This window comes from Serinicoccus chungangensis, from assembly GCF_001483745.1.
Classification (GTDB): Bacteria; Actinomycetota; Actinomycetes; order Actinomycetales; family Dermatophilaceae; genus Ornithinicoccus; species Ornithinicoccus chungangensis_A.
Window position 1 is genome coordinate 149,837 of record NZ_LQBL01000022.1, and the last position, 18,238, is coordinate 168,074.

Below are 18,238 nucleotides of genomic sequence, written 5' to 3' on the forward strand. Positions count from 1 at the left end.
TCTCCTCGTCGTGGCCCTGGCGTGTGGTCGGGCCGGTGCTGTGGGGTAGGTGGTGGGCTCTGGTCAGCCGGCCATGAGGCGGCGGGCCTGGTCGAGACGATGGCTGACGGTCCCGTCGATGACCTCGTCACCGATCTCGACCCGGATGCCGCCGACGACGTCGGGGTCGACGACCACGTTGGTGTGGACGGTGCGGGAGTACTGCCGGCTCAGCGTGGCGCGCAGGGTCTCCTCCTGCTCGTCGCTGAGCGGCACGGCGGTGGTGACGATCGCGGTGACCTGGTCCTGCACCTCCGCAGCCTGCTCGAGGTATGCCGCGAGCGTCCGCTCGACGCGGCTGCCGCGGACCCCCACGGCCGCCTGGGCGGCGAGGCGGACCGTCTCCGGGGCGGACTTGACCGAGAGCAGGCGCTCCACGAGCGCGCGCTTGGCGTCGGCCGGGGCGCGCCGGTCGGCCAGGGCCGCCTGCAGCTCCGGCGCGGACTGCACGATCCGGCTGAACCGGAACAGCTCGTCCTCCACCTGGCCCAACCGCTCGTGCCGATGGGCGTGGACCAGGTGCGCCTCGACCGAGAGCCGCTCGAGCGCGGTCGCGAGGTCGCCGGTCCCGGCCCACCGCTGCGCCACCACGGCCTTGACGACGTGCAGCGCCTCGTCGCTCACCTTGCCGCCGAGCAGGCGCTCGGCGATGGCCGCCCGCTCCTGCCCCTCGCGGGAGGGGTCGGCGAGGGTGCGCGCGAGGACCGCGTTGCCGTCCACCAGCCGGGCGACGGACCAGACCTGGTCACCCACCCGGGCCGGGTCGACCGAGCCGCCCTCGTGCTGGAGCACCTGCTCCAGGCCCTCGCGTGCCCCGTGGTAGGACCGCCGGTAGGCGCTGTCCATCAGCGGACCTCGTCGCGGGCGCCGAGCTTCTCGGGGGCGATGGCACCGGAGTCCAGGTCGGCGAGGAAGCGGTCGACGATCCCCCGCTGCCGCGCCTCCTGCTCCAGGGACTCACCGACGATCTTGCTGGCCAGCGCGGTCGAGATCTCGCCGACCTCACCACGCAGCTGGACGAAGGCCTGCTGGCGCTCGGCCTCGATCTGCTTGTGCGCGGTCTCGGTGATCCGGTTGGCCTCGACCTGGGCCTGCTCGCGCATCTCGGCGATGATCTGCGCGCCCTGCTCCTTGGCCCGTTCGCGGATCTGGGCGGCCTCGGCCCGCGCCTCACCGAGCTGGTCCTCGTACTTCTTCTTCGCGGCGGCTGCCTCGGCCTCGGCCTTCTCGGCACGCTCCATCCCGCCCTCGATGGCCGACGTGCGGTCGGCGTAGGCCTTCTCGAGGTTGGGGACGATCTTGCGCTTGACGAAGACGTAGAAGATGCCGAAGACGATCAGCCCGAAGATGAGCTCCGGCATGTAGGGCAGGATCGGGATGGCTCCCTCACCGGCCCCGATGGGCTCGGAGTGGTCGTCCTCGGTCGCGGCCTTCAGCGCGCCCGCAACGATCGTGGTGTAGTCCACGAGCGGCTCCTCACGTGTGCGTGTCCGTCACCGGCGGACCGGTGCTGCGGACGGGTCTGGGGAAGGGGCAGGGCCGGTCAGCCGACGAAGAACGCGATGAAGAAGAGCACCAGGCCGAAGATGGCGAGGGCCTCGGCGAGCGCGAAGCCGAGGATGGCGATCGGCTGCAGCTTGCCCTGCGCCTCGGGCTGGCGGGCGACGCCGTTGATGTAGGCCGCGAAGATCAGACCCACGGCGATCGCCGGGCCGATGGTCGACACGCCGTAGCCGAGGAGGGTGATGTCACCAGACACGTCAGTTCTCTTTCTGTTGAGGTCCCGGCGCCCGTCGGGCGCCGGAGGCTTCTAGTGCGTATTCAGTTGTGGTCGGGGATGGAACCGGGCAGGTCAGTGCTCGTCCGCCAGGGCCCCGCCGATGTAGGACGCGGCGAGGAGGGTGAAGACGTAGGCCTGCAGGAACTGGATCAGGGCCTCGAAGACCGTGAGGAGGGCACCGAGGATCCAGGCGGGCAGGGCCACCAGCATCAGGCCCGGCTCGAAGGTCTTGAAGAGGTACCAGCCGCCGACGATGAAGACCACGAGCAGCATGTGACCGGCGAACATGTTGCCGAACAGTCGCAGCGCCAGCGTGAGCGGCCGGGTGATGAAGAAGGTGATGAGCTCGAGGAAGAGGATGAACGGCTTGATCCATCCCGGCAGCCCGGCCGGGAGCATGCCGCCGATGTAGCGGCCGACCCCGCCGGCCTTGCGCAGCCCCACCCAGTGGTAGACGACGTAGACGATGAGGGTGAGACCGATCGGGAAGCCGATCCGCGCCATCGTGGGGTTCTGGAACGGCGGGATGATGCCGAAGACGTTGTTGAGCAGGATGAAGACGAACAGCGAGAACAGGAACGGCACGAAGGGCATGAAGTCCTTGCTGCCGATCATGTCGCGGGCGATGCCGTTGCGGGCGAAGTTGTAGACCTGCTCGGTCAGCCACTGCCCCTTGCCCGGCACGATCGCGGCCCGGCGGGTGGTGACGAACAGCGCCACCATGAGCAGCCCCGTCGCGATGGCCATGAGCAGCATGGGACGGGTGAAGTAGTACTCGGTCCCGGGGATCGCGAAGAGCGGCTGCCAGAAGTCGCCGGGGGTGGGGGGGAAGTGGCTCTCCTCACCGGCCGTCGGCAGGTGCAGGCCAGCGGCCGTCATGGTCGCGTTCACGCGTTCTCCTCCACACAGTCTTCGTCGGACGTCGAAGCCCCTGGGCAGACAGGGACGGGACCCGGCTCCGAGGTCATGACCTACCGTACCTGAGCCAGATGACGTACATCGACGCCACCATCCCGAGGACCACGCCGACCGGGAGGGCCACGACGGTCCCCCACCAGCGGTCCAGGGCGAAGCCGACCAGCCCGAAGCCGGCCGGACCCGCGAGGAGGTAGGCGAGCGCACCGTTGGCGACGTCGGTCTGGGCACTCATGCCCTCGACCTCCGGCTCGTGCCCGCCGTGCGGTGACGGCACCCTCATACGCCACCTCCCGCGGTCGGCAGGGTCAGCGGGGACCGGGACCGCAGGTAGCCGACGACCAGCCCGGCCTGGAAGACCAGGCCCACCAGCACGAAGGCCACGACCAGCGGCACGATCTGCAGCCAGGTCGTCTGGGCCAGGGCCCAGATGACCGCTCCCAGCGCCGCCATCTGCAGCACGAAGACCCCGAACGCCCCGGCCATCGTGCTCGCCGTGGGGCCGGCCAGGACACCGCGGATGCCGAGGACCCCCAGGGCGAAGACCACCAGCGACAGCGCGCTGCCGACGAGGGCGGAGACCGCACCCCAGCCACCCACGGCGGCCCACGTCAGCAGTGGCACCAGCAGGGCCACCGGGACGCCTGCCACGAGGGCCCCAAGCATCATCGTGCGCGCCGCCGGTCGGGCGGTCGCGGTGGTCACGGTGGGGGTCATGGCGTCGAGGCTCCGGACGGGAAGAGGGGGTCGGGGCGCTTGTGAAAACTATCACAAGCGGTGCGGTGGACCCCAATCCGCGTCACCGCGGTGGAGCCGCCACCAACCCTCGGGCCCCCCACGCTACCGCCGTCCGTCCGCGAGGTCCGGCGCCGCCCGCAGCGTGAGCGCCACGGCCAGGGCCAGCAGCCCCGCGATGCCGGTGAGGGACACCCAGGCCGGCAGGTAGGCGAAGGACACGCTCCCGGCGGCGATGAGCAGGGACCACAGGTAGAGCAGGACGACCGCCCGGCGGTGGCTGTGCCCGATGTCGAGCAGCCGGTGGTGCAGGTGCCCGCGGTCCGGCTTCCACGGCAGCTGCCCGGCCCGGGTGCGGCGCAGGATGGCCAGCACCATGTCCAGGAAGGGCAGCGCCAGGATGGCCAGCGGGATGACGACCGGCAGCAGGATGGCGGTCACCGCCGAGGCGCTGGCCACCGAGGAGCTGGGGTCCACCGACCCGGTCATGGAGATGGTCGCGGCGGCGAGCAGCAGCCCCAGCAGCAGCGCCCCCGCGTCCCCCATGAACAGCCGTGCCGGGTGGAAGTTGTGCGGGAGGAAGCCGAGGCACACCCCGACGATCGCCGCGCTGATGAAGGTCGCCTCGGAGAAGACGTTGGGCGGGTCGAAGCTGCGGCTCACCAGGTAGGTCCAGCTGAAGAACGCCCCGGCGGCGATGAGGACCACCCCGGCGGCCAGACCGTCCAGCCCGTCGATGAAGTTGACCGCGTTGGTCGAGATGACGACGACGAGGATGGTGAGGGTGACCATGACCGGCTCGGGCAGGTAGGTGACCCCGAGGATGGGCAGCGAGAGGAGCCGGACGCCGTAGAACGCCATGATGCCGCCGGCCAGGATCTGACCGGCCAGCTTGGTCATCCAGTCCAGCTCACGGATGTCGTCGACGGCCCCGAGCGCGGTGATGAGGACGGCGGCGGCCAGCACGCCGAAGAGGCGGGGCGTCGCCTCGAAGAGCTGGCCGTGGTAGGGCAGCTGCGAGCCCAGGAGGACCGCCGCGGCGAAACCGGCGAGCATGGCCACCCCGCCCAGCCGCGGGATCGGCACGGAGTGCACGTCGCGGTCCCGCACCGCCGTGATCGCGCCCACCCGCAGCGCGAGGCGCCGGACCAGGGGGGTCGCGAGGTAGGTCACGACCGCTGCGGTCAGCAGCACCATGAGGAACTCGCGCACTGGTCTGTCTCACCCCTCCCGGCGGTCGGTCCCGTCGAGGTATGCCGTCGGCGGCGTCTCTGCCCCGCGGTCGGTCAGCCGGCCGTGGGCTCGGGGTAGGCGGGGTAGGCGGTGAGCAGCTCGCCGGCGGCCTCCCGGATCTGTCGCGCGACCGGGTGGTCCGGGCTGCCGTCGGTCTCGGTGACCGCCCGGTGGATGAGGTCGGCGACGACCGACATCTGCTCCGGACCCATCCCCTGGGTGGTGACCGACGGGCTGCCCACGCGGATGCCGGAGGCGACGTTGGGCTTCTCCGGGTCGAAAGGGATGGCGTTCTTGTTGAGGACGATCCCGGCGGCGTCGCAGCGCGCCTCGGCGTCGACGCCGGTCACCCCGACGCCGCGCAGGTCGTGCAGGGACAGGTGGGTGTCGGTGCCTCCAGTGACCGGTCGGATGCCCCGCTCGTCGAGCGCTCCCGCCAGCGCGGAGGCGTTGGTCAGCACCCGCTGCGCGTAGTCCTGGTAGTCCGGGGTCATGCACTCGGCGAAGTTGACGGCCTTGGCCGCGACACCGTGCATGAGCGGACCGCCCTGCATCATGGGGAAGACCGCGCGGTCGATCTTCTTGGCGTGCTCCTCCCTGCAGACGATCGCGCCGCCGCGAGGCCCGCGCAGCACCTTGTGGGTGGTGAAGGAGACGACGTCGGCGTGCGGCACCGGCGAGGGGATGGCCTGGCCGGCCACCAGCCCGATGAAGTGCGCGGCATCCACCCAGAAGATCGCGCCGACCTCGTCGGCGATCGCCCGGAAGCGCGCGAAGTCGATGAGGCGGGGGATGGCCGAGCCGCCGGCCAGGATGATCTTGGGCCGGTGCTCCTTGGCCAGCGCCTCGACCTGGTCGTAGTCGATGTGCTCGGTGTCGGCGGCGACGCCGTAGTGCACGGCGTCGAACCACTTGCCGGAGAAGCTCACCTTGAAGCCGTGGGTGAGGTGACCGCCGTGGTCCAGCGACATCGCGAGGATCGTGTCGCCGGGCGAGGCGAAGGCGCCGTAGACGGCCTGGTTGGCGCTGGCCCCCGAGTGGGCCTGGACGTTGGCGTGGTCAGCCCCGAAGAGCTCCTTGGCCCGCTCGATCGCGAGCTTCTCGACCTTGTCGACCTCGGAGCACCCGCCGTAGTAGCGGGCGTCCGGGTAGCCCTCGGCGTACTTGTTCGACAACGTCGACCCCAGCGCGGCGAGCACCGCCGGGCTCGTCTGGTTCTCGCTGGCGATGAGCTGGATGCCGGCCCGCTGGCGGTCGAGCTCGGAGACGAGCAGCTCGGCCACCTGCGGGTCCTGCTCGAGCAGGGCGCCGAAGGACGGGCCGTAGTAGGAGTCCGGGGTCACGCGCGTCGTCATGCGGCCCACTCTATGGGGTGGCCGCGCTCTCGTCGGCCCGCGGCGCGGCCACCGTGCGGACGGCGTCGGCCGGCACCCGCACCCCGCTCGGGGTGACCGAGCCGACCAGGCTCGCCCGCTCCCCCGGCTCCGCGGGCTCCGGCTCGTCGGCCTCGCCCGGGCCGGTCGTGGCGGCGTCCGCCGCCTCCGGGGAGTCGTGCAGGACGGTGGTGCCCAGCACCCCGCGGATCTCCTCGGTCCGCAGCGCGCCGAGCCGCAGGACGACCGGTTCCTCCCCCGTGCAGTCGAGGATCGTCGAGGGCTGCCCCCCGGTGCGCGGACCGCCGTCGAGGTAGGCGGCGACCGCTCCCCCGAGCTGCTCGAGGGCCTCCTGCGCCGTGGTGGCGGCGGGACGACCGGTGACGTTCGCGCTGGTCACCGCCAGGGGACCGACCTCGGCGAGCAGCTCCAGGGCGAGCCCGTCGTCCGGCATGCGCAGCGCGACGGTCCCGTTGGTCTCGCCCAGGTCCCACTGCAGCGACGGCTGCGCCCGCAGCACGAGGGTGAGCGGCCCGGGCCAGAAGTGCCGCATGAGGATGCGGGCGTACATGGGCACGTCGGTCGCCAGCCCGTCGACCGTCCGCGGGTTGGGCACGAGGACCGGCGGAGGCATCTCGCGGCCGCGGTGCTTGGCCGCGAGCACCATCGCCACCGCGACGACGTCGAAGGCGTCGGCACCGACGCCGTAGACCGTGTCGGTCGGCAGGACGACCACCTTGCCCTCGCGCACGACCGCCGCCGCCCGCGCCAGAGCCTCCTCCCGCTGCTGCTCGTCGACGCAGTCGAGCAGGCGGTCCTGCAGCGGCGCGGTGCCGGACATGGGGCCTCCGTCGGGGTGCTCGGGGTGCTCGGTGTGGACGACGACCATCTTCCCACGTCGGGCCCGCGGCGCTTCGACTTGCACGACGCCTGCGGAACCAGTTGGGTGAGGTGTTGCCCACGGCGGGCGCACCCGCGCGCCCGCCTCGACACAAGGAGAGTGACCCGTATGCGTGGTAGCGGCCTGATCTGGACCATCGTGGGCGTCCTGCTCATCATCGCCCTGCTGATCTTCATCTTCTGATCACCCTCGACCTCTGACGTCGGCGGCCCGACCAGGGCGCCGTCCGACGGACACGCACGAGCCCCGGTGCCGCTGGCACCGGGGCTCGCGCATGTCCAGGGCCCGTCCGTGTCCGCGGCTCGCGCGCGTGCGGGTGCACCCCGCCCCCGGCCGACGGCGGGCCCGGCCTCAGCGACGGGTGGCGGAGACGACCCGCGGGCGCCCGGTGAGGTCCTCGTGGTCGGTGACGTCCGACCACCCGGCACGGGTGAGCAGCTCGACGACCGCCGCGGACTGGACGTCGGCGTGCTCCATGAGCAGCACCCCGCCCGGGCGCAGCAGGACCGTCGCCCGCTCGGCGAGCAGGCGCGGCAGGAGCAGCCCGTCCGCTCCCCCGCCGTAGAGCGCCAGCTCCGGGTCGTGGTCGCGGACCTCGGCGTCCACCGGCACCGCGTCGGGCGGGATGTAGGGAGGGTTGGTCACCACGAGGTCCACCCGGCCGAGCCGGTCCTCGAAGGACTCCTGCGCCGGGCCGAGCCGCAGGTCGACCGGGAGGCCGGTGCGCCCGAGGTTGGCCTGGGCGTAGCGGTGCGCGTCCGGGGACAGCTCGACCGCGCCCACGTGGGCGTCCCGGCGCCGGTGCGCCAGCGCCAGCGCGATCGCCCCGCTCCCGGTGCACAGGTCCACGACGGAGGGGCTGGGCCACGGCTCCAGCGCCGCCAGCGCCAGGCGGACGAGCGTCTCGGTCTCCGGGCGGGGCACGAACACCCCCGGCCCCACGAGCAGCTCGAGGCCGGCGAACCAGGCGGTCCCCGTGAGGTGCTGCAGCGGGACCCGGTCGGCACGACGCACCACCAGGTCGAGGAACGCGCCGTGGGCCTCCGGGGTCACCTGCTCGCGCATCACCCGGGCCCGGCGCAGCTCCGGACCGTCGAGCCCCATCACGTGGGACAGCAGCAGCTCGGCGTCCACCTCCGGGCTGGCGACCCCCGCCTCCCGGAGCCGGCCGGTGGCGGCCCGGACCAGCTCGTCGACGGTCACGACGCCGCCTCACCCCGGCTCCGGGCCGGGTGCGTGCCGTCGCGGCGCGGGGCCACCGCGGCACCCGGGGCCGGCCTCACTGCTCCCCCGCCGCCGCCAGCCGGGCGGCCTCGTCGGCCTCGACGGCGGACCGCACGACCGGGTCGAGGTCGCCGTCCAGGACCTGGTCCAGGTTGTAGGCCTTGAACCCGGTGCGGTGGTCGGCGATGCGGTTCTCGCCGAAGTTGTAGGTGCGGATCCGCTCGCTGCGGTCCACCGTGCGGATCTGGCTGCGCCGGGCCGCGCTCGCCGCCTGCTCCGCCTCCTCGACCGCGATCTGGTGCAGGCGGGCGCGCAGCACGCGCAGCGCGGACTCCTTGTTCTGGAGCTGGCTCTTCTCGTTCTGGCAGGAGACGACCAGGCCGGTCGGCAGGTGCGTGATGCGCACGGCCGAGTCGGTGGTGTTGACCGACTGGCCCCCCGGCCCCGAGGAGCGGAAGACGTCGACCTTGAGGTCGTTCGGGTCCAGCTCGACCTCCGCCGGGTCCTCGAGGTCCGGCATGACCAGCACCCCGGCGGCGGAGGTGTGCACCCGGCCCTGGCTCTCGGTCACGGGGACGCGCTGCACCCGGTGCACGCCGCCCTCGTACTTCAGCCGCGCCCACGGCGCCTCGCCCGGGGCGGGCGTGCCGGGGGCGGTCACCGAGACCCGCGCCTCCTTGTAGCCCCCGAGGTCGGAGGGGGTGGCGTCCAGCAGCTCGGTGCGCCACCCGCGACGCTCGGCGTAACGGAGGTACATCCGCAGGAGGTCACCGGCGAAGAGCGCGGACTCCTCACCGCCCTCGCCGGCCTTGACCTCGAGGATGACGTCACGGTCGTCGTCGGGGTCCCGCGGCACCAGCTGGCGGCGCAGCTGCTCGGCGGCGTCCCGCTCGGCGGCCTCCAGGGCGGGCAGCTCCTGGGCGAAGCCCTCGTCCTCGGCGGCGAGCTCGCGCGCGGCCTCCAGGTCCCCCGTCGCGGCCTCCCAGGCCCGGTATGCCGTCACGGTCGCCGAGAGTGCGGCATACCGGGTGTTGAGACGGCGCAGGGCCGTCGGGTCGCCGTGCACCGACGGGTCGGCGAGCCGGCGCTCGATGTCGGCGTGCTCCTCGAGCAGCGGCCGGGCGGAGTCGAACACCGTGTCCTCCTAGGGACGAGCCGGGGCCGGGACGACGAACGCCGGCCCCGCGAGCTCTCGCGGGACCGGCGGGACGTGGCTGCTAGTTGGCGGCCTTCTTGCCGTAGCGCTCCTGGAAGCGGGCGACACGCCCACCGGTGTCCAGGATCTTCTGCTTGCCGGTGTAGAAGGGGTGGCACTGCGAGCAGACGTCGGCGCTGATGCGGCCCGACGTCGCGGTGCTGCGGGTGGTGAACGACGCACCGCAGGTGCAGGTGACCTGGGTCTCGACGTACTCCGGGTGGATGTCCTTCTGCATGTCTCTCCTTGGATGGCGTGATGTCCCCGGGTCGACCACGCGGGGGCGCGGTCGTGAACCGGTGGGCCAGCGGATCAGTCTACGCGACCGGGGCGGGTGCGGTGCACCGCTCAGTCGTCGTCGTCCAGCCGGACCGAGCTGGTCTGCTGGACCTGGGTGAGGAACTCGTAGTTGTGCTTCGTCTTCTTCAACCGGTCGAGGAGCAGCTCGATTCCCTGCTGCTGGTCGAGCGCGGACAGCACCCGGCGCAGCTTCCACATGATCTTGAGCTCCTCGGAGGACATGAGGATCTCCTCGCGTCGGGTGCTCGAGGCGTTGACGTCCACGGCCGGGAAGGTCCGGCGGTCGGCCAGGTGGCGGGAGAGCTTGAGCTCCATGTTGCCGGTGCCCTTGAACTCCTCGAAGATCACCTCGTCCATCTTGGAGCCGGTCTCCACCAGCGCCGTCGCGAGGATGGTCAGGGACCCGCCCTCCTCGATGTTGCGCGCGGCGCCGAAGAACTTCTTCGGCGGGTAGAGCGCGGCGGAGTCGACACCACCGGACAGGATCCGGCCCGAGGCCGGGGCCGCCAGGTTGTAGGCGCGGCCCAGGCGGGTGATGCCGTCGAGCAGCACCACGACGTCCTGGCCCAGCTCCACGAGGCGCTTGGCCCGCTCGATCGCCAGCTCGGCCACCATCGTGTGGTCGCTCGCCGGGCGGTCGAAGGTCGAGGAGATGACCTCGCCCTTGACGCTGCGCTGGAAGTCGGTGACCTCCTCCGGACGCTCGTCCACCAGGACGATCATCAGGTGGACCTCGGGGTTGTTGGTGGTGATGGCGTTGGCGATGGACTGCATGACCATCGTCTTGCCCGCCTTGGGCGGGCTGACGATGAGACCGCGCTGCCCCTTGCCGATCGGCGTCACCAGGTCGATGACCCGGGTCGTGAGGTTCTTCTGCTCGGTCTCCAGCCGCAGCCGCTGCTGCGGGTAGAGCGGGGTGAGGCTGGAGAAGTCGGGGCGGCGCCGGCCCTGGTCGGGCTCCTGGCCGTTGATGCTGTCCAGCCGCACGAGGGCGCTGAACTTGCCCTTGTCCCGCTTGTTGCCGGTCGAGGAGACGGTGTGCTGCCCGACGTCGCTGCCGTCCTGCGGGGCCTTGATGGCACCCGTGACCGCGTCGCCCTTGCGCAGGCCGTGCTTCTTGACCAGGCCCATCGGGACGTAGACGTCGGTCGGGCCCGGGAGGTAGCCGGTGGTCCGGATGAAGGCGTAGTTGTCGAGCAGGTCCACGACGCCGCCGACGGGGACGAGCACGTCCTCCTCGGAGTAGCTCTCGGGGGCGTCCTGCTGCTGCTGGCCACCGGACGCGGGCTGGGCGCCACGGCCCCGCTTGCGGTCGCGGTTGCGGTTGCGGCTGCGCCGACGTCCGCGCCGCCCCCCCTCGTCGTCGCCCCAGTCGCCGTCGCCGTCGCGGCCCTGCTGACCCTGGCGGTCGTCCTGGGGGCGCTGACCGCCCTCGCGGCGGTCGTCCTGCCGACCCTGCTGACCCTGACGGTCGTCCTGCCGGCCGTCGCGGCCCTGCTGACCCTGGCGGTCGTCCTGGGTGCGCTGGCCCCCCTCGCGGCGGTCGTCCTGCCGACCGTCGCGGCCCTGCTGACCCTGACGGTCGTCCTGGGTGCGCCGTCCGCCGTCACGGTGCTCCTCGCCGGTCGGCGCGGAGCCCTCGGCGACCGGGTCGCCACCGGAGCGGTCCTGCCCCTCGGTGCGCTCCTGCTGGTCGGCCTGCCGGTCCTGCTCGGTGCGGGGCGCGCCGGCGCTGGAGCCGCCGCGGCGGCTGCGCCGCGTGCGCGAGCCCCCGGCGGTGCCGGTGGTCTCCTCGCGCTCGGCCTGCGCGCGGTCCAGGGCTGCCTCGATGGCGTCCTGACGACCGGCGGAGCCGTTGCTGCTGGCAGCGCCCCCGCGCTGCTCCCGGATGGCGGAGACCAGGTCGGCCTTGCGCATCTTGTTGTTCACGGTAATGCCCATGCCCGACGCGAGCTCCTGGAGCTCGGCCAGACGAAGGGTGCTCAACGCGCCCGTGCGGGTCGCGCCGGCGTCGGTGATCTCAGTCACGTGGGATTCCTTCCCCCTCGGTCGCAACCGGTTCGGGGCCTAGGGTGTCGCGGTGCACGGACAGTGGCACCGCTGTCGGACTCGGCACGGGGACGACCGGTGCAGCGGCCTCAGTATCAGGACACGTCGCGAAGCCGACGGCCCGTGCGTGGAGTGCCTCGGAGCCGTTCACCGATGTGTCGGGCCGTGTCACGAGGCGTCCTCACGATAACACGGGGGCGGGCCCGGGCCATACCGGCCACGAGGCCCTTCACCCCACCCGGGTCGCCCCGGCCGCCCGCACCAGGTCGCCGAGGACGGCCGAGGCGGTCTGGTCGCCGCCGGCCCCCGCGCCGGAGAGCCGCACGGCCCCCGCCAGCACGGCCTCGATCTCCACGACGTTGGTGCCGCCGCGAGCCTGGGCCAGGGCGTCGGAGGCGGGCAGCGCGGTGGGGGCGACCCGGGCCCGGACCCCGCCCTGGGGGTCCCGCCGCGCGTCGGCCACGAGCTTGAGCACCTCGCCCCGCCCGGCCGCGGCGGCGAAGTCGGCGTCGGTGAGGCCCGAGATGCCCGTGGTCGCGACCTCGTCGAGGGGCAGCGCCACCCCCCAGGCCATCCGGGCCAGGATCGCCACCTTGGCGGCGGCGTCCAGCCCCTCGAGGTCCTCGGTGGGGTCCGCCTCGAGGTAGCCCAGCTCGCCGGCCTGCCGGACGGCCTCGGCGAAGGGCACGCCCTCGCGGGCCACCAGGTCGAGCACGTAGTTGGTGGAGCCGTTGACGATCCCCCGGATCGCCGTGACCTCGTCGCCGGCCAGCGAGTCGCGCACGACGGACAGGACGGGCACCGCGGCCATGACGGCCGCCTCGTAGTGCAGCCCTCCCCCGTGCTCGCGGGCGAGGGCGTGCAGCTCCTCGCCGCGGCGCGCCACCAGCTGCTTGTTGGCCGTGACCACCTGCGCACCCCGCCGCAGCGCGGCCTCGACAAGCGACCCGGCCGGTTCGATCCCGCCCATGACCTCGACCACGACCTCGGTGCCCGGGTCCTCCGCGAGCGCCGTGGCGTCCGTGGTCAGCAGCTGCGCCGGTATGCCGTCACGCACCCGGGTGGTGTCGCGCACCGCGACCCCGGTGAGCTCGGGGCGCCGCCCCAGCGACGCGGCATACCGGTCGGCGTGCTGCAGCAGGTGACGGGCGACGGCGGCGCCCACCGTGCCGCCGCCCAGCAGGGCGACGCGCAGGACGGATGAGGAGGCGGGTGAGGTCACGGGCGGCTCCAGGGGTCGGGGGCGGGGCGGTCCGGCGCCGGGACGGGAGGTGCCCGGCGCCCTCGGTCACATGCGCTCGGGCGCGCTGACGCCGAGCAGGGTCAGGCCGTTGGCCAGCACCTGGCGGGTGGCGTCGTTGAGCCACAGGCGCGAGCGGTGCAGGTCGGTGATCTCCTCCTCGGCGCTCATCGGCCGGACCCGGCACTCGTCGTACCACTTGTGGAAGTGGCTCGACAGGTCCTCGAGGTAGCGCGCCACCCGGTGCGGCTCGCGCAGCTGGGCGGCCTGCGCGACGACCCGCGGGAAGTCGCCCAGGGCCGCGAGCAGGACCGACTCGGTGGGGTGGTCCAGCAGACCGGGGTCGAAGCCGTCCTCGCGGCGCACCCCGTCCTCCCCGGCGAGCCGGGCGACGTTGCAGGTGCGGGCGTGGGCGTACTGGACGTAGAAGACCGGGTTGTCGTTGGATCGGCGGCGCAGCTCCTCACCGTCCAGGTCGAGCGGGGTGTCCGCGGGGAAGCGGCCCAGGCTGTAGCGGATGGGGTCGGTGCCGATCCACTCCAGCAGGTCCGAGAGGTAGACCGCGTTCCCGCGCCGCCGCCCCATCCGCTCCCCGCTGATGTTGATGAGCTGGCCGATGAGGACCTCGATGTTGGTCTCCGGGTCGTCCCCCGCGCAGGCGGCGATGGCCTTGAGACGCCCGACGTAGCCGTGGTGGTCGGCCCCGAGCATGTAGACCTTCTCGGTGAACCCGCGATCCTTCTTGGACAGGTAGTAGGCGCAGTCGGCGGCGAAGTAGGTCGGCTCGCCGTCGGACCGGATGAGGACCCGGTCCTTGTCGTCGCCGAAGTCGGTCGTGCGCAGCCACACCGCGCCGTCGGCGTCGAAGACGTGGCCCTGCTCCCGCAGCCGGTCCACGGCCTGCTCGACCGCCCCGGTGTCGTGCAGGCTCTTCTCGCTGAACCACACGTCGAAGGTCACGTGGAACGCGGTCAGCGTCTGCTCGTTGGCCGCGACCTGCAGCGCCATGCCGGTCTCCCGGCACACCTCGAGCGCCTCCTGCTCGGGCAGCGAGAGCAGGTCGGGGCGCGCCACCAGCACCTGCTCGGCCAGCGCGTCGACGTAGTCCCCGGCGTAACCGCCCTCCGGGACCTCCTCGCCGCGCGCCCGGGCCAGGACCGAGGACGCCAGCCGCAGCGTCTGCGCGCCCGCGTCGTTGGTGTAGTGCTCGGCGGTGACGTCCGCGCCGCTGGCCGCGAGCAGCCGGTGCAGCGCGTCGCCGAGGGCGGCCCACCGGGTGTGCCCGATGTGCAGCGGCCCGGTCGGGTTGGCGGACACGAACTCGAGGTTGATGGTGCGCCCGGACATGGTGTCGTTGTGGCCGTAGCCGGCGCCGGCCTCGACGACGTCCCGGGCCAGCGCCCCCGCGCTCGCGGCGTCCAGCGTGATGTTGAGGAAGCCCGGCCCGGCGACCTCGACCCCGGCCACCCCCTCGGCCGCACCCAGCCCGCCGGCGACGACCTCGGCGACCTGGCGCGGCGGCATACCCGCCCGCTTGGCCAGCTGCAGGGCGACGTTGCTCGCCCAGTCGCCGTGCTCGCGGCTGCGCGGCCGCTCCACCCGGAGCGCCTCCACGGCCGGCAGGTCGCCCTGCGCCAGGGGCAGGTCGCCGGCCTCCACGGCCTCGGTGAGCACGGCATGGATCGCTGCAGCGAGCTGTTCGGGGGTCACCCGCTCCAGTCTAGGGCCGCCGCCGACCGCGCCAGCACGGGGATTTCAGCCACCCCTGCGACGCTGCTAGAGTTGTCCGCTGTTGCCCCCGTAGCTCAGGGGATAGAGCACCGCCCTCCGGAGGCGGGTGCGCAGGTTCGAATCCTGCCGGGGGCGCTCCCCTCCTTCGGGAGGAGGCGCAGGCAACACTCCTGCGAGGGAGGTGTCAGGGTTCCTGGTGGGCCCCCCGGGTTTCAACCCCGCGGAACGGCGACCCGTCGTCGTTGGCAGGTTCGATTCCTGTCCGCCTCCGCCGAGGCCCAGGGCCCGCGCCGGGCCACCACCTCCGAGCGACCGGGGAGGCCCGCCATGGCCGTCGACCCACCCCGCCCCGCACCTGACGCGTCCGACCCGCGCCGCGGCATACCCCCGGTCGATGTGGTCCTGCGCGATCCCGCGGTGGTGGACCACGTCGCCCTCCTCGGTCGGCAGCGGGCGCTGGGGGTCGCCCAGGAGGTCCTGAGCCGGGCCCGCGACGGCGCCCTCCCACCCGCCGAGGTGGTCGACGAGGTCGCGACCCGGCTGGGCGAGCTCGTCGCGGCCCCCGGCACCCGGCCGGTCCTCAACGCCACCGGCGTGGTCGTGCACACCAACCTGGGCCGGGCCCCGCTCGGGGAGGCGGCCACCGCGGCGCTCGTCGCCGCCGCGGGGTATGCCGACATCGAGCTCGACCTGGCCACCGGTCGCCGGGGGCGTCGGGGCGGATCGGTGGTGGACGCCCTGCTGCGGGCCGTGCCCGAGGCGCAGGACGCCCTCGTCGTCAATAACGGCGCGGCCGCGCTGCTCCTCGCGATGACCGCGCTGGCCGCGGGCCGCGAGGTGGTGGTGAGCCGCGGCGAGCTCGTCGAGATCGGCGACGGCTTCCGGCTGACCGACCTCGTGGAGTCCAGCGGCGCCCGGCTGCGCGAGGTGGGCACGACGAACCGGACGCACCGGGGCGACTACGAGCGCGCCCTCGCCGACCGCGCCGCCGGGGTGCCGGCCGAGCCCGGTCCGGACCGGGCGGCCGGTCCGCGCCCCGACGTGGCCGCCCTGCTCAAGGTGCACCCGGGCAACTACCGCGTCACCGGTTTCACCTCCGCCGTGCCGGTCGCCGAGCTGGCGCGGGTCGCGCGCGCCGCCGACCTGCCGCTGGTCGTCGACACCGGCAGCGGCCTGCTGGAGCCGGACCCCGCCCTGCCCGACGAGCCGGACGCCCGCACCGCCCTGCGCGACGGGGCCGGGCTGGTCGTCGCCAGCGCCGACAAGCTGCTCGGCGGCCCGCAGGCCGGGCTGGTGCTGGGCGACGCGGACCTCGTCGCCCGGTTGCGCCGGCACCCCGTGGCGCGAGCCCTGCGGGTCGACAAGCTCACCCTGGCCGCCCTGGGCGCGACGCTGCGCGACCCGCACCCGGCCCCGGTCACCGTGGCCCGTCGGGCCGAGCCCGACCACCTGCGCACGCGGGCCGAGTCGCTGCGGGAGGTGCTGGCCCGGCAGGGGCTGGCCGCCGAGGTGGTGCCGCACGACGGACGGGTCGGTGGCGGCGGGGCCCCCGGCGTCCCGCTGGCCGGCTGGGCGCTGGCGCTCTCCGAGGGCCTGGCCGGCCCGCTGCGCCTGGGCGACCCCGCGGTGCTGGCGCGGGTGCACGACGGGCGCTGCCTGCTGGACCCGCGCTGCGTGCCGCCCGCGCAGGACGCCGTGCTGGCCCGGGCGGTCCTCGCCGCGGCCGGGCGCCCACCCGCGGGCGGCGACACCGGGACCCCGACGGGTGGGCGCCCGGCGCGATGAGCGTCGTCGCCACCGCCGGCCACGTCGACCACGGCAAGTCGGCCCTGGTCCGCGCGCTCACCGGCATGGAGCCGGACCGGTGGGAGGCCGAGCGCCGCCGCGGCCTCACCATCGACCTGGGGTATGCCTGGACCACCCTCCCCGAGGTCGGCCCGGTGGCCTTCGTCGACGTCCCCGGGCACCGGCGGTTCATCGGCAACATGCTCAGCGGCGTCGGGCCGGCGGCGGGGGTGCTGCTGGTCGTGGCCGCCGACGGGGGCTGGGGCGCGCAGTCCGAGGAGCACCTGCGGGCCGTCCACGCCCTCCGGCTGCGGCACGGCGTGCTCGCGGTCACCCGCGCCGACCTCGCCGACCCCGGGCCGACGCTGGCCGCGACCCGCGAGCGCCTGCGCGGGACCAGCCTGGAGGGCATACCGGCGGTCACGGTGTCGGCGCGCACCGGCGCCGGCATCCCACGGCTGCGCGAGGAGCTCACCGCGCTCGCCCGCCGGATGCCCACTCCCCCGGCCGACGCCCCCGTGCGGCTGTGGGTGGACCGCAGCTTCAGCGTGCGCGGCGCCGGGACGGTGGTCACCGGCACCCTGTCCGCCGGGCGGGTGGGCAGCGGCGACACCCTGACCCTCCGCCCCGACCGGGGCGGGCGCGGGCGCCCGGTGGTGCTGCGCGGCGTGCACAGCATGGACCGCGCCGTCCCGGAGGCCCGGGGCCCGGCCCGGGTGGCCCTCAACCTGCGCGGCGTGGAGGTCGCCGAGGTGGGCCGGGGGCACGCGCTGCTCTCGCCCGACCAGCCGTGGTGGCCCGCGACCGGGGCCGACGTGCTCCTCGACGACGACGCGCTGCCGGCCGAGGTGACGCTGCACGTCGGCACGGCCGCGGTCCCCGCCCGTCTGCGGATGCTCGGCGGGTCCCACGCCCGCCTCTCCTGGGAGCCGCACCTGCCCCTCGTGCCGGGCGACCGGCTCATCCTGCGCGAGCCCGGTCGCGAGGGGGCGCTCGTGGGTGCGCTGGTCCTCGATGCCGTCACCCCACCGCTGCGCCGCACGGGTGCGGGGCGGCACCGCGCCCACGCCCTCGGGGCGGCAGCGGGCCGGACCGTCGTGGTCGCCGGCCGCACGGTGTCGTCGGCCACCGCGAGCGCCTGGCGTGAGGCGCTGGTCGAGCTGGTCGCCCGGCAGGCCGCCCGCGACCCGCTCACCCCGTGGGTGGACGCCGACGTCGCGCTGGCCGAGGTGCGCCGCCGCGTCGGTATGCCGGACCTCACCACCCTGCGCGCCGTCGCGGCGGACGCCGGGCTGACCGCGGAGGGCGGGCGCCTGCGCCGTGACGCCACGGCGCAGGCGGCACCGGACGGGCTGGCCGTGGTGCTGGCCCGGCTGCGGGCGGACCCGCTGGACTCCCCCACCCGCCCCGAGCTGGACCGGCTCGGGCTCGGAGCGCGCGAGGTCGCGGCCGCCGCCCGCGCGGCCGGCGTGCTGCGCCTGCCGGGGGACGTGCTGCTGGGCGTCCACGCGGTCGAGGAGACCCTGCGCCGGCTGGACGGGCTGGCGCAGCCCTTCACCGCCGCCCAGGCGCGGGCCGCGCTCGGCACCAGCCGTCGCGTGCTCATCCCGCTGCTGGAGCACCTCGACGCGCGGGGCCTCACCCACCGCGGCGCCGACGGTCGCCGCCGGGTCACGGGCCGGCCGGGGCTCCGGGGATGAGCCCGGCCGCAGGCCCGGGGAGGAGCCAGCAGGGGGCC

18 protein-coding genes and 2 tRNA genes are annotated in these 18,238 nt (G+C 74.1%); 5 read left to right on the forward strand and 15 right to left on the reverse strand.

What is annotated here, in order from left to right:
* Positions 1-63 precede the first annotated feature (63 nt).
* The 9 genes from AVL62_RS06350 to AVL62_RS06390 all read right to left on the reverse strand — a co-directional run bounded on the left by AVL62_RS06350 (position 64) and on the right by AVL62_RS06390 (position 6,964).
* Entirely contained in the window at positions 64-885 is an 822-nt protein-coding gene (locus AVL62_RS06350) for a F0F1 ATP synthase subunit delta (RefSeq protein WP_058890802.1), read from the reverse strand.
* Positions 885-1,439 carry a F0F1 ATP synthase subunit B gene (locus tag AVL62_RS06355; RefSeq protein ID WP_058890949.1) on the reverse strand — a complete coding sequence of 185 codons (555 nt, stop codon included), beginning with the start codon at positions 1,437-1,439 and terminating at the stop codon, positions 885-887. The genes AVL62_RS06350 and AVL62_RS06355 overlap by 1 nt, the downstream gene beginning before the upstream one ends.
* 143 nt (positions 1,440-1,582) lie before the next feature.
* Entirely contained in the window at positions 1,583-1,798 is a 216-nt protein-coding gene (locus AVL62_RS06360; protein WP_058890803.1) for an ATP synthase F0 subunit C, read from the reverse strand.
* Positions 1,799-1,891: 93 nt separating this feature from the next.
* Entirely contained in the window at positions 1,892-2,710 is an 819-nt protein-coding gene (gene atpB, locus AVL62_RS06365) for a F0F1 ATP synthase subunit A (protein ID WP_235585574.1), read from the reverse strand.
* Positions 2,711-2,783: 73 nt separating this feature from the next.
* Positions 2,784-3,017: a hypothetical protein gene (locus tag AVL62_RS06370; RefSeq protein WP_201023216.1), complete on the reverse strand. Its 234-nt coding sequence runs from the start codon at positions 3,015-3,017 to the stop codon at positions 2,784-2,786.
* Complete coding sequence (locus AVL62_RS06375) at positions 3,014-3,451, reverse strand: hypothetical protein (protein WP_058890804.1); 438 nt, start codon at positions 3,449-3,451, stop codon at positions 3,014-3,016. The genes AVL62_RS06370 and AVL62_RS06375 overlap by 4 nt, the downstream gene beginning before the upstream one ends.
* Positions 3,452-3,574: 123 nt before the next feature.
* Entirely contained in the window at positions 3,575-4,681 is a 1,107-nt protein-coding gene (locus AVL62_RS06380) for a glycosyltransferase family 4 protein (protein ID WP_058890805.1), read from the reverse strand.
* Between the two features lie 74 nt (positions 4,682-4,755).
* On the reverse strand, positions 4,756-6,057 hold the full coding sequence (gene glyA, locus AVL62_RS06385) for a serine hydroxymethyltransferase (protein ID WP_058890952.1): 1,302 nt from the start codon (positions 6,055-6,057) through the stop codon (positions 4,756-4,758).
* Between the two features lie 10 nt (positions 6,058-6,067).
* Entirely contained in the window at positions 6,068-6,964 is an 897-nt protein-coding gene (locus tag AVL62_RS06390) for an L-threonylcarbamoyladenylate synthase (RefSeq protein ID WP_083518752.1), read from the reverse strand.
* Between AVL62_RS06390 and AVL62_RS17510 the strand changes: the two genes are divergently transcribed.
* The gene (locus tag AVL62_RS17510; protein ID WP_153011696.1) at positions 6,950-7,159 is read left to right on the forward strand and encodes a hypothetical protein; all 210 of its coding nucleotides are present in this window, start codon (positions 6,950-6,952) and stop codon (positions 7,157-7,159) included. The two genes, AVL62_RS06390 and AVL62_RS17510, sit on opposite strands and share 15 nt — an antisense overlap.
* A gap of 168 nt (positions 7,160-7,327) precedes the next feature.
* On the opposite strand, the gene prmC is transcribed toward AVL62_RS17510, so the two are convergent.
* The 6 genes from prmC to AVL62_RS06420 form a co-directional block, all read right to left on the reverse strand.
* Complete coding sequence (gene prmC, locus AVL62_RS06395) at positions 7,328-8,179, reverse strand: peptide chain release factor N(5)-glutamine methyltransferase (RefSeq protein ID WP_058890806.1); 852 nt, start codon at positions 8,177-8,179, stop codon at positions 7,328-7,330.
* 76 nt (positions 8,180-8,255) lie between these two features.
* Entirely contained in the window at positions 8,256-9,335 is a 1,080-nt protein-coding gene (gene prfA, locus AVL62_RS06400) for a peptide chain release factor 1 (protein WP_058890807.1), read from the reverse strand.
* 82 nt (positions 9,336-9,417) lie between these two features.
* Positions 9,418-9,633, reverse strand: coding sequence for a 50S ribosomal protein L31 (rpmE, locus tag AVL62_RS06405; protein ID WP_058890808.1), 216 nt, complete (start codon positions 9,631-9,633; stop codon positions 9,418-9,420).
* 110 nt (positions 9,634-9,743) lie between these two features.
* On the reverse strand, positions 9,744-11,723 hold the full coding sequence (rho, locus tag AVL62_RS06410) for a transcription termination factor Rho (protein WP_058890809.1): 1,980 nt from the start codon (positions 11,721-11,723) through the stop codon (positions 9,744-9,746).
* Positions 11,724-11,973: 250 nt separating this feature from the next.
* Entirely contained in the window at positions 11,974-12,966 is a 993-nt protein-coding gene (locus AVL62_RS06415) for a homoserine dehydrogenase (RefSeq protein ID WP_058890810.1), read from the reverse strand.
* Positions 12,967-13,032: 66 nt separating this feature from the next.
* Positions 13,033-14,694 (reverse strand): arginine--tRNA ligase, encoded by a 1,662-nt coding sequence (locus AVL62_RS06420; RefSeq protein ID WP_058890811.1) that lies wholly within the window; start codon positions 14,692-14,694, stop codon positions 13,033-13,035.
* Positions 14,695-14,778: 84 nt separating this feature from the next.
* Here AVL62_RS06420 and AVL62_RS06425 point away from each other — a divergent pair.
* The 4 genes from AVL62_RS06425 (at position 14,779) to AVL62_RS06435 (ending at position 18,200) form a co-directional block, all read left to right on the forward strand.
* Positions 14,779-14,850, forward strand: a tRNA-Arg gene (locus AVL62_RS06425).
* Positions 14,851-14,892: 42 nt separating this feature from the next.
* Positions 14,893-14,986, forward strand: a tRNA-Sec gene (locus AVL62_RS17025).
* Positions 14,987-15,042: 56 nt separating this feature from the next.
* Positions 15,043-16,500 (forward strand): L-seryl-tRNA(Sec) selenium transferase, encoded by a 1,458-nt coding sequence (locus AVL62_RS06430; RefSeq protein WP_058890812.1) that lies wholly within the window; start codon positions 15,043-15,045, stop codon positions 16,498-16,500.
* Entirely contained in the window at positions 16,497-18,200 is a 1,704-nt protein-coding gene (locus AVL62_RS06435; RefSeq protein ID WP_058890813.1) for a selenocysteine-specific translation elongation factor, read from the forward strand. Before AVL62_RS06430 ends, AVL62_RS06435 begins: the two co-directional genes overlap by 4 nt.
* Positions 18,201-18,238: the final 38 nt, after the last annotated feature.